At 43.9% G+C, this 13,718-nt stretch carries 11 protein-coding genes; 7 read left to right on the top strand and 4 right to left on the bottom strand.

The genetic code is table 11. From position 1 onward, the window contains the following. The first annotated feature begins 475 nt into the window (after nt 1-475). The 3 genes from ACMFL8_RS05805 to ACMFL8_RS05815 all read left to right on the top strand — a co-directional run bounded on the left by ACMFL8_RS05805 (nt 476) and on the right by ACMFL8_RS05815 (nt 6,489). Complete coding sequence (locus ACMFL8_RS05805) at nt 476-1,771, top strand: NCS2 family permease (RefSeq protein WP_010201193.1); 1,296 nt, start codon at nt 476-478, stop codon at nt 1,769-1,771. A 741-nt stretch (nt 1,772-2,512) separates the two neighbouring features. Continuing rightward, nucleotides 2,513-5,788, top strand: a complete 3,276-nt coding sequence (gene putA, locus ACMFL8_RS05810; RefSeq protein ID WP_413191373.1) for a bifunctional proline dehydrogenase/L-glutamate gamma-semialdehyde dehydrogenase PutA — start codon at nt 2,513-2,515, stop codon at nt 5,786-5,788. An 11-nt stretch (nt 5,789-5,799) separates the two neighbouring features. Continuing rightward, nucleotides 5,800-6,489 carry a 1-pyrroline-5-carboxylate dehydrogenase gene (locus tag ACMFL8_RS05815; protein WP_201588386.1) on the top strand — a complete coding sequence of 230 codons (690 nt, stop codon included), beginning with the start codon at nt 5,800-5,802 and terminating at the stop codon, nt 6,487-6,489. A gap of 142 nt (nt 6,490-6,631) precedes the next feature. On the opposite strand, the gene ACMFL8_RS05820 is transcribed toward ACMFL8_RS05815, so the two are convergent. Continuing rightward, nucleotides 6,632-7,804 (bottom strand): JmjC domain-containing protein, encoded by a 1,173-nt coding sequence (locus ACMFL8_RS05820; RefSeq protein ID WP_413190342.1) that lies wholly within the window; start codon nt 7,802-7,804, stop codon nt 6,632-6,634. Between the two features lie 167 nt (nt 7,805-7,971). Between ACMFL8_RS05820 and ACMFL8_RS05825 the strand changes: the two genes are divergently transcribed. Continuing rightward, entirely contained in the window at nt 7,972-8,157 is a 186-nt protein-coding gene (locus ACMFL8_RS05825) for an NF038104 family lipoprotein (protein WP_010201200.1), read from the top strand. A gap of 25 nt (nt 8,158-8,182) precedes the next feature. Here the strand turns inward: ACMFL8_RS05825 and ACMFL8_RS05830 are convergent, their stop codons facing one another. From ACMFL8_RS05830 to mnmA, 3 genes are all read right to left on the bottom strand, one after another. Next, nucleotides 8,183-8,818, bottom strand: coding sequence for a DUF2238 domain-containing protein (locus ACMFL8_RS05830; RefSeq protein ID WP_413190343.1), 636 nt, complete (start codon nt 8,816-8,818; stop codon nt 8,183-8,185). Further along, nucleotides 8,805-10,208 (bottom strand): adenylosuccinate lyase, encoded by a 1,404-nt coding sequence (gene purB / locus ACMFL8_RS05835; RefSeq protein ID WP_413190344.1) that lies wholly within the window; start codon nt 10,206-10,208, stop codon nt 8,805-8,807. Before purB ends, ACMFL8_RS05830 begins: the two co-directional genes overlap by 14 nt. A 112-nt stretch (nt 10,209-10,320) precedes the next feature. Further along, nucleotides 10,321-11,538 (bottom strand): tRNA 2-thiouridine(34) synthase MnmA, encoded by a 1,218-nt coding sequence (gene mnmA, locus ACMFL8_RS05840; RefSeq protein ID WP_413191374.1) that lies wholly within the window; start codon nt 11,536-11,538, stop codon nt 10,321-10,323. 278 nt (nt 11,539-11,816) lie between these two features. Here mnmA and ispF point away from each other — a divergent pair, with 278 nt between their 5' ends. The 3 genes from ispF to ACMFL8_RS05855 all read left to right on the top strand — a co-directional run bounded on the left by ispF (nt 11,817) and on the right by ACMFL8_RS05855 (nt 13,616). Next, a complete protein-coding gene (gene ispF, locus ACMFL8_RS05845) occupies nt 11,817-12,308 on the top strand; it encodes a 2-C-methyl-D-erythritol 2,4-cyclodiphosphate synthase (RefSeq protein WP_413190345.1) in 492 nt (163 codons plus the stop codon). Between the two features lie 168 nt (nt 12,309-12,476). Then, a complete protein-coding gene (gene grxD, locus ACMFL8_RS05850; RefSeq protein WP_010201219.1) occupies nt 12,477-12,827 on the top strand; it encodes a Grx4 family monothiol glutaredoxin in 351 nt (116 codons plus the stop codon). A gap of 201 nt (nt 12,828-13,028) precedes the next feature. Continuing rightward, nucleotides 13,029-13,616 carry a hypothetical protein gene (locus tag ACMFL8_RS05855; protein ID WP_413190346.1) on the top strand — a complete coding sequence of 196 codons (588 nt, stop codon included), beginning with the start codon at nt 13,029-13,031 and terminating at the stop codon, nt 13,614-13,616. Nucleotides 13,617-13,718: the final 102 nt, after the last annotated feature.

Here is a 13,718-nt window from a genome sequence, read left to right on the forward strand (position 1 = left end):
GAAGGTATTCAACAAAATGCACTTATATTATGCACGAATAATATTTTTCATATAGTACAGCGTGCAGAATCGATAAAACGATCATACTATGAAGCGTCAATGCATTATGCACACTTATATCAACCGACTAGTGTACTGCTAAATGAAGAAAAGGTCATTTTTTTAAAAGGTTAAAGCGAAAAAAACTGCATTTTATTGATAGAGGTGTAATTTTCGTCGATATAAGGTGGGTTTAAAGGCAGGGTTGGGTAGTAATACAACTATTATCCAGTATTTAAACGCCAAGACAGCCTTATTTCCGTTTTAAACCAGCAAGGCACGGGTAATGATTGAATTTGTATCTCATTTTCTCTAAAATGTTGCTCTTTGTTACCGCTGCCTTTTGATTATGACGTCGCAACCTGCTTGTTGACGTCATCTTTATTTTAGGCACCAATAAATTTGTTCTTTCACTAGCAAGCTGGGCGCGACACTTATGAATGCAATTGAACGCTATTTTGGGATCAACGGTGAAAACACCACGGTCAAAACGGAAATTCTTGCCGGTATTACTACCTTTTTGACGATGGCTTACATCATCTTTGTGAACCCCAATGTATTAGCAGAAGCGGGTATGGACAAAGGAGCGGTGTTCGTTGCTACTTGTTTGGCAGCAGCAATAGGCTGCTTTATTATGGGTATTTATGCCAGATTGCCAGTGGCATTAGCGCCAGGTATGGGCTTAAACGCCTTCTTTACCTACGGTGTGGTGCTGGGTATGGGCTATGCATGGCAGACAGCGTTAGGAGCAGTATTTCTATCTGGTTGTTTGTTTATCCTTTTAAGCTTATTCAAGATTCGCGAATGGATTATTAATGCCATTCCAACGAGCCTTAAGCAAGGTATCGTTGCTGGTATCGGTGCATTTTTGGCATTTATTGCCCTGCAAAGCTCTGGCATCATCGTAGGTCGTGATGCGACCTTGGTCATGCTTGGTGATATGACTGCATTTGCCCCTATGATGGCTGCTCTCGGTTTCTTTATTATCATCGGTTTGGTGTATAAAAAAGTCCCAGGTGCGGTAACCATTGGTATTTTGCTGATTACCTTGATCAGCTTGGTTACTGGTAACACGCAGTTTACGGGTATTATGTCGGCACCGCCATCGATTGCGCCAACACTCATGCAGCTTGATATCGCAGGCGCGTTTGATATTGGCATGATTAGTGTTATTTTTGCTTTCTTATTCGTTGATTTGTTTGATACAGCAGGCAGCTTGGTTGGTATTGCCAATAAAGCAGGCCTGATTGATAAAGATGGCAATATTCCTAATATGGACAAAGCGCTATTGGCTGATTCAACGGCTACGGTTGCTGGTGCCATGCTAGGTACTTCGTCAACGACCAGTTATATTGAAAGTGCGTCAGGAGTTGCGTCAGGTGGTCGAACTGGTCTGATGGCTGTGACGGTTGGTGTGCTATTCTTGCTTAGTATTTTCTTTGCGCCATTAGCGGGTATGATTCCCGCTTATGCAACCGCAGGGGCGATATTCTATGTGTCGGTATTGATGCTGTTCACTCTCAAAGACATTAATTGGGAAGACTTGACGGAAGCAGCACCAGTAGCAGTGGTATTATTACTAACACCGCTTACGTATTCTATCGCTGATGGTATTGCGCTTGGATTTATTACCTTTACAGCGGTGAAGTTGATGACAGGCAAGTTCTCTGAAATTACGATTCCAGTATGGATTTTGACAGCCATTCTATTGGCAAAGCTGGTACTTTTATAAGTCGCTAACGTGATGTGGATAGTTTATATCATGTAGCTAACTATACTAGCATTACGTATATTCTGACCCTCTTTATTATGGATTAATAAGGAGGGTTTTTTTGTGTTTTAAGTAAAGTGCCTTGCGATAACTAACCGAAATTCTCTGCTCTACAAAACAATTAATGACCAATAGTAAACAAAAAATTATAACTAAAGCGTCATTGCCGTCATGATAGTTATAACTAATTGTTTTTAAAGTAGATATTTATTGTCTTAAATCCTAAATATCGTTAGTTTGAAATTTTTTTTCATGATACCATAGCCAGGTTAAGCGCATCACCTCAATCAACGCCGTAGAGGTTTTTCTTACAGTGAATTAGCGTCATATAAGATGGTAGATTTTGGCTTATTAGCATGATAATCGATAGATTATTGTCCTAATGATATTCAGCCTTGAACCATTAATCAAACTCCTTTCACTACTAACAAGAAGAAGGCACTAATGCCGCTTAACTGTTCGTTGTTGCCTTTATATTGTTAACGTAGCCCGTTTAACACTCGAACGACCTACTTAAACGTTTCCAGCTTATGCTGGATTTGCTCGTTTTACGATGGCGCCGTTTGGTCTTTTGATTATTGCTGTGAGTCACAGTCAATAACTCCTATTAAATATGGTAGGGTTATAGACAGTGAACCAGAGCGCTCAGTTTTCCTCATGGACCATTTATCATGGTTTTTAGACGATAGTGATGGAGTTGGTATGAACCCAGTAGAGCAGTTTACCCCGAAAGAGCCGATTTTATTTAATCCTGTCGATATGCTATCGCCAGACTATATTGACCTGTCTGCAGATGAGCTGTATGCACGCATCTCACCGTTATATAGTGTTGATGAGCAGCGCTGGTTGTCTGACTTATTGCCACTTGCTAAACCAAGTGACGAAGAGCGTGAAGCTGCGAGTGACCAGACGCGCCAGCTGGTTGAGTATGTGCGTAATGATGGCAAAGCGATCAAAATGGTCGATTCATTATTACTTGAATACAGCCTTGATACGCAAGAAGGTATTTTGCTGATGAGTTTGGCTGAAGCCCTGATTCGGGTGCCAGACAACTATACAGCTGATGCGCTGATTCGTGACAAAATGAGTGTGGCGGATTGGAAAAAGCATTTAAAAGATGACAATGGTTTTATGGTCAATGCCTCGACGTGGGGCATGATGATGACAGGACGTGTCGTCAGTATCGACAACGGCACGACTGCCTCAGGATTTTTGGATCGAATGACCAAAAGAATGGGCGAGCCAATGATTCGGGCGGCGATGCAAAAAGCCATGCGTATTATGGGGCATCAGTTTGTCCTTGGTGAGACGATTGAAGACGCCAACAAAAACAGTCAGCCGTATCGTAATAAAGGCTATACCTATTCGTTCGATATGTTGGGTGAAGCGGCGATTACCCATAGAGACGCTGAAAAATACTTTAATGACTATTTGCATGCGATTAAAGCGACTGCCAATGTCAAAGTTCAAGAGGGTATGCCAAAGCCGTCTGTTTCTATCAAGCTGTCTGCACTGCATCCACGCTATGAGGCCACGCAAGAAGCTCAGGTGTTGGGATTATTGCGTCAGCGTTGCTTATTGCTGATCGAAGCGGCACGCGAAGTGGATGTGGATTTGAGCATCGATGCCGAAGAAGCCGATCGCCTAGAGATATCTCTAAAGCTGTTTGAGTCGCTCTATCGTGATTCGCTAACCGCTGGTTGGGATGGATTGGGCATAGTGGTGCAAGGTTACTCTAAGCGCGCCATTGCTATTTTTGCTTGGCTTGCACGCTTGGCAAAAGAAGTTGGCGATCGTATCCCGTTACGCTTGGTTAAGGGCGCTTATTGGGATACTGAGATTAAACTTGCCCAACAAAAAGGCTTGTCAGGATATCCCGTTTGGACGCGTAAAGAAGGCACGGACACCGCTTATTTAGCCTGTGCGCGCTTCTTGTTGTCTGAGCATCTGCGCGGACTTATTTGGCCGCAGTTTGCGACCCATAATGCTCATACTTTGGCATCAGTGATGACCATGAGTGCGCATAGAGATTTTGAATTTCAGCGTTTGCATGGCATGGGTGATGCGCTTTATGACCATATCTTACAAACATACAAGATCCCTGTTCGTATTTATGCCCCAGTTGGTGCGCACAAAGACTTACTGCCATATCTAGTACGTCGTTTACTTGAAAATGGTGCAAATAGCTCATTTGTGCATCAGTTATTAGATAAGTCTTATCCGATTGATAAGCTGACGGTGCACCCGTATGACAAGCTAGTAGCGAATGATACGTTAAACAATCCAGAGATTCCGTTGCCTTTAGAGATTTATGGCGATCGCCGTGCCAGCTTTGGTCCCAATATATTTGTAGAGTCGCAGTGGCTATTATTCAAAGCCGCGATTGACAGTCATTTAACAAAGACATGGTCAGCGTCGCCTATTATCAATGGGCAAGCAATACATGACTCTTCAGTGGATGGTAAAGATCAGAAGCTTGATAGTCATACAGTGCGTGCGCCGTGGAATCATGAAGTTATCGCAGGCGACGTACAATACGCCAATGCAGACTTGGCGCGTCAAGCCATTGATGCCGCAGTAGCCGGACAAAGCGCGTGGCAGGCAGTGCCAGCGGCAAAACGTGCGGCAATATTGCGCAAAACCGCTGATCTTTACGAAGAAAACTATGCTGAACTAATGGCCTTGTGCCAAGTTGAAGCTGGCAAGACCATGCAAGACAGTATTGATGAGATCAAAGAAGCCGTTGATTTCTGCCGTTTTTATGCGGATGAAGCGGAACGCTTAGACGCAAAAGCGCATGAGTTTATTGATTTATCTGGCAAGCAGTCGCGTCAAGTGTATAAAGCGCGCGGCACCTTTGTATGCATTAGCCCTTGGAACTTCCCATTGGCTATTTATACCGGTCAGATTGTGGCAGCACTTGCCGCCGGTAATACCGTTGTCGCAAAACCTGCTGAGCAAACCAGTTTAATCGCGCATTTCGGTGCGCAGCTGATGTATCAAGCTGGGGTGCCAGTCGAGGCGCTACAGTTTGTCACTGGAGCAGGTGAAGTGGGTGGGGCATTAACCGCCGCTGACAATTTATCTGGTGTCATCTTTACCGGTTCGACCCAAACCGCGCAACGTATCAATCAAAGTCTAAATGATCATGCGCAAGCCAGCGGGGAGTTGCCCGTGTTTATCGCTGAGACAGGTGGTCAGAACGCCATGATTGTCGATTCAACAGCCTTGCCTGAACAAGTGGTCAGAGATGCTGTACTGTCTGCCTTTGGTTCGGCAGGTCAGCGTTGTTCAGCTTGTCGCATACTCTGTGTACAAGAAGAAGTGGCTGATGAGTTGATTGAGCTACTGCAAGGCAATATGGCTGAGCTAGTCGTGGGCAACCCGCTGTATGCAGCTACCGATGTCGGCCCAGTCATTGATAATGATGCCAAGCAAGGTCTTGAGGCGCATATCGAACGCATGGTCGCTGAGCCAACGGCCAATATCTTGGCGCAGACACCGATGAGTGCCAGCTCGGTTGTCAGTCAAGAGCAGTCTACCTTTGTGTTACCAACTGCGATTGAAGTCAAAAGTATCGACGTGATTGGTGGTGAGCATTTCGGCCCGATATTGCATGTGCTACGTTATCAAGCCCGTGATTTAAACAAGCTTATCGATGCTATCAATGCTACTGGCTTTGGCTTAACGCTAGGTATTCACAGCCGTATTGAAAATATTGTTGAGCATATTGAACGTCGTGCCTTTGTCGGTAATACCTATGTCAACCGTAACCAAATCGGTGCGGTCGTAAACGTCCAACCGTTCGGTGGTTGTGGTCTATCGGGTACGGGTCCAAAAGCGGGTGGTCCACATTACGTCGCCCGTCTCATGCAGCTAAGCTCTGAGTCAGTTGCTACTGAGCAAACAAGTGCTACTAAGCAAAACACTGCTACCAATACTAAAACTGAATCACTTACTCAACCAGAAATCGCATAAGGAGCAGCAACATGGCGACTGAATTTAAAAAAAATCATGCCCAGGTTTGTGAAGCTTGGCGATTACTTGGCGCAGTCAATCGTGCAACGTATCTACAAGCAGCCATCCCAAAACTGGCGCTGCTGACTGGTGATGTCAACAAGGCAAAGCGTCTATTCCATCACTTATTGAGCGCCGCGCCCAGTCTGGATGAAGTACAGCGTATGACGGGTGCCACGGGTGAGTCCAACGACTTATATGTCACTGGTCGTGGTAAAACGATGGTTATCGGCGGTGAGTCTGCGCGTGCAATGGCAGTACTTGGACAGCTAATCGCTGCATTATTGACGGGCAATGAAGTGATATTGCATTGTCCTAGTCAGGCTGAGATGTGTGATGAAGCAGCAAAAGTCCTTTATGACACTGGCATTAGCGATGATGTATTGAGTGTGGCTAATGATTCGCAAACGATCACGCTGTTATACATTGACCGTCTTGCGCAAGTTGCTGTTGCAGGCAATAACAGCGAAATACAGACAATCAGTCAAGAGCTTGCCAATACAGATGGTATTTTGACGCAAGTAATTGCTGTAACCGATATGGAAGGCATGTCAGAGATGCTAACGCCTGATTACCTCCATCGTTTTGTCACTGAGCGGGTAAGAACGATTAATACCACTGCTATTGGTGGTAATGCGAGCTTGCTTGAGCTTGGTACTTAGCCAAGGATTTAAGTAATGTCTGATGTCACAATAAAGACTCTAACTTAAAAAGTAATATGCATTAAAAAACCGATATCTGAATCAATCAGGTATCGGTTTTCTCATGTCTGGATAAGCCAATTACGTGCAATTTTATGCAAAGTTATTCAGCCGCGTCGATCCACACCCAGCCGTTCTCTAGCCATTCACTCAAATCATCTGCATCAATATCGGTGACATCTTGGCTATTTAGGTGTTCGCCATTAGCCAAACGGATCAATACAGCGCCCGCTGCCTCGTCAAGCCCGTCAATGCGCTGACCATTTGCATATAGCGTAATGCCCTCATTAGTCCGGCTATAGAGTAGACGATTGCTATAGTCCGCTTGCAACGTGGCACCTTCTGCTAGAGCTTGTATCAGCTCATCGGTGTCTAACGTCTCTTCTGGCATCAGTGCATCATACTGGCGCTTGCTGACGACTTCAGACACTGCTTGGCGAATGATATCATCACCACGCTCAGACTGTAGCATTTGTAATAGCTGATCTTTGATGGCATTAATGCTGCTCGCTTGCAATTCACCTGATGCTTGCAGCGCTTGTGGCAACAGCATTGGGATGAATAAGTCGCTATCGTTGGTGGCGATATCAGCCAAGCTATCGATGATTTGCATCAAGTTTGGACGACGACAGCCAAAAGAGAAAGTCAGGCAATCATCTTGTGCGACACCAAAATGCGATAGTTTCGGCGGTACATAAAGCACGTCACCGGCTTCTAGTATTTCATCAAATATAATCTCGCCCATATCATCAAACAATCGAATCGGCTCATCAGCGACGAACTCAGTATTTTTATCACAGAATTTACCCAGCTGCCAACGTCTAGACCCAAATCCTTGCGCTAAAAATACATCGTAATCGTCATAATGTTTGCCGACTGAACCACCTTTGGGCGCATAGGAAACCATGATGTCATCACGTTGCCACTGAGGTATAAAGTCAAAGGCTTGCCACAATTGACCAAGTTCAGGTGACCACTGTTCCATGTTCTGCACCAATACGGTCCATTGATCTGGTAATTTATTAAAATCAGCTTCAGCCAGTGGGCTTTTTTTGAGTTGCCATTGCGCTTGACCTTCTTTTTTACTGGCTGCTTGGGTCAGCAGACGCGCGCTGGCATCTTCTTCAAGGGCTAGACCAAGCATGTCGTCAGGTTCAAACATGCCAATAAGTTGTGGTAAACCTTGCTTGATAAGCAAGGGTTTTTTTTGCCAATACTCGCTCAAAAATTGCTCAGGAGTAATGGCGTCGGGCAAACAAAGGGGAATTGAGGTCATTGATAAGTCCATATCTGAAAATGGGTATAAGATTAATCGTGAGGAGTGCTTTATAGGAAGGTTTTAATAGTTTATGATTATCGCTTATCTGATAACCAGTCTTATTGACGTTAATTGCTACTTGTTAATGGCCAATATCAGAGCATCCCATCAATCGTAGGAAGTTTATGAAAAAATTACATTTTATCGTCATTATCGCTAGTATTTTTTTACTACAAGCCTGTGTACACAAGATAGTAACCGTACCAGCTAAAATCGCTTATAAAACCACTAAAGGTGTGGTTAAAGGTACCGTCGCTGTGGGTAAAGCCATCATACCGGGCGACAGTGATGACGACAAAAAAGATGATTAATTTATTATTCGGCTGTTATTTTCGGCTACTTGATCACGACATTATCGTGGCGAGTTTGAAATAGAGTAATCACCGCAGCAATCAGCCCACCGAGTAGTGCTAATGCCATGTCTTTGTGGGCATCCCAAACATCACCTTGCTGACCATTGTAAGCCTCTGCCGCTTCTGGCGATAAAGTCGCTGCAATTCCCCATTCTAATAGCTCGTAAAGCAGGCTTGATGACATATTAATCATGAGTGCAATGGCTATCAAAAGTTTGATGGATGATATCCTAAAGATAAATTTTGAGCTCCCAACCATCGCACTGAACAGTAAAAGCCCATAGCTAAAATGTACGAGCCTGTCATACATATTACGCTGCCAACCAAAAAAATCGTTTAAGCTGACACCAAATATGAGCTGTGTCCAATTATCATAGGGCACATATGAATATAGATAACGTGCACCGATAATATGAATAAATAGAAATAGTGAAGCGAGAACATAGGAGCGTGAGCTAATATGCCAATAGCGGTAGGCTAGTAGCATCAACCCTAAAAAAATCAAGGTACCCAACTGATGTAGTAGGTAGCTTGACCATTCTAGAGGCTCAATACTTGCCAGCACCATTACGATGAATACCGCAATGGTACTGACAGCTACTGATTTAAAGTTTTGCAATCCAATCTTTAATGGTAAGGGCTTGCTCAGTAGCATTACCAATATAAGTCGCTGGTGTCATGTCACGTAGACGCGCTTTATCCGCATCGCTCACCGCAGATAGCTCATCACTTTCAACGAATGTCAGCATGGCTTCGCGAGTCATGGCGTTACCACGAGTCAGAGCTTTAAGCTTCTCATATGGGTTTTCAACACGGTAGCGGCGCATGACGGTTTGAATCGGCTCAGCCAATACTTCTTGTGCATTGTTTAAGTCGTCATCCAAACGCTGCGCATTCAATTCAAGTTTGCTCACGCCTTTCAAACAAGCATCATAAGCAATCATACTTTGCGCCAGACCAACACCGATATTACGAAGTACGGTAGAGTCTGATAAATCACGCTGCATACGTGAAATTGGCAGTTTTTCGCCCAAATGTGCCAGCATCGCATTGGCAACGCCCAAGTTGCCTTCTGAGTTTTCAAAATCAATCGGGTTGACTTTATGCGGCATGGTAGAAGAACCAACTTCGCCATCTTTTAGGCGCTGTTTAAAATAGCCTAAGCTAATATATTGCCAAATGTCACGGTTGAAATCGATCAAAATGGTATTGAAGCGTCTTACTACATCAAACAACTCAGCGATGTAATCATGCGGCTCAATTTGCGTGGTGTAAGGATTAAAGGTTAGCTCTAAACGCTCATTAATAAATTGCTCAGCATGCGTTTGCCAATCAACATCAGGATAAGCTGAGAAGTGCGCATTGTAGTTACCAACCGCGCCATTGATTTTACCTAATAGCTCTACTTGGTTGATTTGTTTGATTTGACGGGCTAGGCGATAGGCCACGTTTGCCATTTCTTTACCAAGGGTTGTTGGGCTGGCTGTTTGACCATGGGTACGTGACAGCATCGGCTGGTCTGCATGAGTAATAGCCAAATCAACGATGCTATCGGTCACTTGTTGCATCTTAGCAACCACAATCTCGCGGCTGTCTTTGAGCATCAACGCATATGATAGGTTATTGATATCTTCACTGGTACAAGCAAAGTGGATGAACTCTAGCGAATCAATGAGTGCGTCCTGACCACGGAATTTGTCTTTGATAAAGTATTCAACGGCTTTCACATCATGATTGGTTGTGGCTTCGATGTCTTTGATGGCTTGCGCATCTGCTTCACTAAAATCATCAACGATAGCATTTAAAAAAGCATTCGTTGCCTCATCAAATGCTGCCAATTCGCCGATAGCGCTATTATCAGCCAATGACTGCAACCAGCGAATCTCAACGGTAACGCGAGCTTTGATCAGACCGAATTCAGATAAATAAGGACGTAAACTGTCGGCTTTAGACGCGTAGCGACCGTCGATTGGAGAAAGGGCTGTCAAGGCAGAAAAAGAGGTGGTCATAGATATCCTTTAGCTTAGTCAGTGATTGTAGTGAAATAAATCGTTTTAAGTACAACAGTAAAAATAATTTAATAATGGTGTCGCGGTTCTCGAAAGTAACGCTATAATTCTTTTAGAATCCACAAGGCGCATCAATTGACGCAATCACGCCACCGCCTAAACAAACCTCATCAATATAAAAGACTGCTGATTGACCAGGAGTGACTGCGCGTTGTGGCTCGTCAAACACCACGCGGACATCACTTCCGTCAGCACTTGTCGCAAATACACGACACGCTTGATCTGGTTGGCGATAGCGTGCTTTTGCCATAAAGCGTAAACCCTCTGTGGTAAACACTTCCATAGGTGGCAGACCATCGACCCAATCCATTTTATAAGCGGTCAGCTCATTACTGAGCATCATTGGATGCTCATGCCCTTGACCAACGATCAAACGGTTTTTGTCTAGGTCTTTTGCCAATACAAACCAAGGTTCTTCAGGACGATCTTTGACACCGCCAATACCGATACCGCCACGTTGACCCAAAGTATAATACATCAAGCCATCATGAGTGCCGATGGTATGCCCATCGTCAGTCACGATATCGCCTTTTTGGGCGGGCAGGTATTGTTGTAAGAAATCTTTAAAACGGCGCTCACCGATGAAGCAGATACCTGTAGAGTCTTTCTTTTTGGCAGTCGCCAAATCGTGCTCTTCAGCGATCTGACGCACCACTGGTTTTTCAAGCTCACCAACTGGAAATAGTGTCTTGGCAATTTTATCACCACCGACGGCATGTAAGAAGTAGCTCTGATCTTTATTATTATCCAAGCCGCGTAATAGCTGAGCGACCTCATCACCATTGGCGTTGGTGTAATTCATACTGCGCCGCGTATAGTGACCAGTAGCGATGTAATCAGCACCAAGGGTCAAGGCATAGTCTAAGAACGCCTTAAACTTAATCTCTTTATTACATAAAATATCAGGATTGGGTGTACGTCCAGCTTTATATTCCGCTAAAAAGTGCTCAAAAACCCGATCCCAATATTCCATGGCAAAATTGGCAGTGTGCAGCTTCATACCGATTTTATCGCATACCGCTTGCGCATCGGCCAAATCGTCCATTGCTGTACAGTATTCGGTACCGTCATCTTCTTCCCAGTTTTTCATAAACAGACCCTCGACCTTAAAGCCTGCTTGCTGGAGTAGGACGGCAGACACAGAAGAATCAACACCACCTGACATACCGACAATCACATGCTTGGTGCTAGGATTGTCGATATCGGCAAGCGTTAAAGGACGCTGGGCGTTAAAAGAATCAGAAACGGGTATGCTTGAAGTGTTTGGCATGACTGACATAGAGCGGCTCAACTTTTTATACCTTATCCAAATTTGAACGACTACTGAAATTAATGTAACCCCTAGGGTTAACAGGCTTAGCGATTTGATAATCTCAGCTTATCTTTTGGACTTATCTCTTAGACTGGGTATTATGATAAAATAAGCGTCATATTATACCAGTTAATTAAAACTGGTGGCGAGCTAAGCGGTCTTACCGTCAGAAAATAGCTTTAAAAATTCAGATAGTGGTTTTCAATTATTTTAATCACGCTCAATTTGGAATAATAATGATAAAAATTGGTCAAGGTATCGACGTTCATGCTTTTCATAATAATGGTCAGCAGCAGCAATATGTCATATTAGCAGGCGTGCCCATTGAGCATACTCACAGTTTGCTGGCGCATTCTGATGGAGATGTAATGCTACACGCCCTCGCGGATGCGCTGCTTGGTGCACTGGCACTTGGTGATATCGGTCAACATTTTCCTGATACTGATGCGGCGCATGCGGGTTTGGATTCACGAGTTTTGCTACGTTATGTTTATGGTAAAGTACAAGAAGCAGGGTACCGGCTAGGCAATGCTGATATCACCGTAATGTGCGAACGTCCAAAGCTGGCGCCGCACAGTCAGGCAATGCGTGACAACATCGCCAGTGATTTACATACTGATATTGGAAATATCAGCGTTAAGGCTACCACCACTGAAAAACTAGGCTTTACCGGTCGGCAAGAAGGCATCATGGCTAATGCCGTGGTATTATTAGTTCCTGTCATCTAACCTAACGTCATCGAACCTAGCTAGAGAGCGATTGACCAAAAGAATGATTGGCTGAATCGATATGTAGATTCTGCTTGTAATACTATGACGATTGCCCCATATCTTCATATAATTGTTTTATTATATAAATAACCATTTTAATGAACCGCTTTATCAATAGGAGCTTTTATGAGCGAACAAACCCCAAATACTGCTGCAAACGATGTTGAACAATTGATCCGTGATCAAATTAAAGATAATAAAGTTATCTTATACATGAAAGGCACGCCGCAATTTCCACAATGTGGCTTTTCTGCTAAATCGATTGAGGTTCTTACTCAGATCGGTCGTCCGTTTGCCTTTGTAAATATTTTAGAAAACCCAGAAATCCGTGCAACGTTGCCAAAAGTTGCCAATTGGCCAACGTTCCCGCAGTTATGGATTGACGGCGAGTTGATGGGCGGATCAGATATCATTTTGCAGATGTATCAATCAGGTGAGCTTAAGCCGTTGGTTGAAGCAAACAGCCCTGCTGCCTAATATTTAAGCGCTTTTATTGGACTGTGTTAATGTCTAAATAATCGTCGCATAATCATGAAGCACAGCGAATCCGAGTAGCCTCTCTTAACAGATTGGACTGGCTGCTCGGGTTTTTTATTGTCTATGCAATTGATTGTTTTTATAGGTTTTAACCCCATATAGTGTTCAAGATAAACCCAGTTTACATAATAAGAGAGCCTTATGAATACTAAATCAAATAATAATGAACTCACTGAACCACAAGCTGCTGATCAAGAAAATGACCAAAAAGATAAGCAGCAAGAAGCCGCCGAGCAAGCTGCGATTGAAAAGCGCCGTGACTACTTAAAAAGTGAATCGACACGCATTACAGAAATTGCAGGTAACGAGCCAAATTCAGCACTGAAATGTATTCATCAGCTCAGTGTGGCGGGTGGTGCGACTGAAGGCACTTATATTGCTATCGAACAACGTGTCGTTGCGGATCAAGATACCGCGGGTGCTTACCATTTAGCTTTGCTGGCACAAAATACGCCAGATCTACCGATTGATGCCCGTCAGCTTATTGAGCTGGTTGTCAATAAAGGGGATAACGATCAGCGCTTGGCACTACTTAAGAACTTACCATTGCCGCCAGTAGATATGATTAAAGAACAGATTTTAGCCAGTGACGATGGTGATGCCATTGGTTTGATGAATGCATATTTACAGATCAATCCAGAGGGTTATGGTAGCCATCATATGCTGGGTAGTGGTCAGGCAGATCGTATTGTACCGCTGAGTCCTGGTAACAGCTTAGACCTGAAGTAATCATGATAATTTAGCATTTGCGAGAAAGTGCTCATGGGTTAAAGGGTACTGCGAAAGCTTAATTTCAATAGTTTTTGCAGTAACGTTTTTTAAGCATCAAAA

It is taken from the genome of Psychrobacter sp. AT9 (assembly GCF_047272965.1).
Classification (GTDB): Bacteria; Pseudomonadota; Gammaproteobacteria; order Pseudomonadales; family Moraxellaceae; genus Psychrobacter; species Psychrobacter glaciei.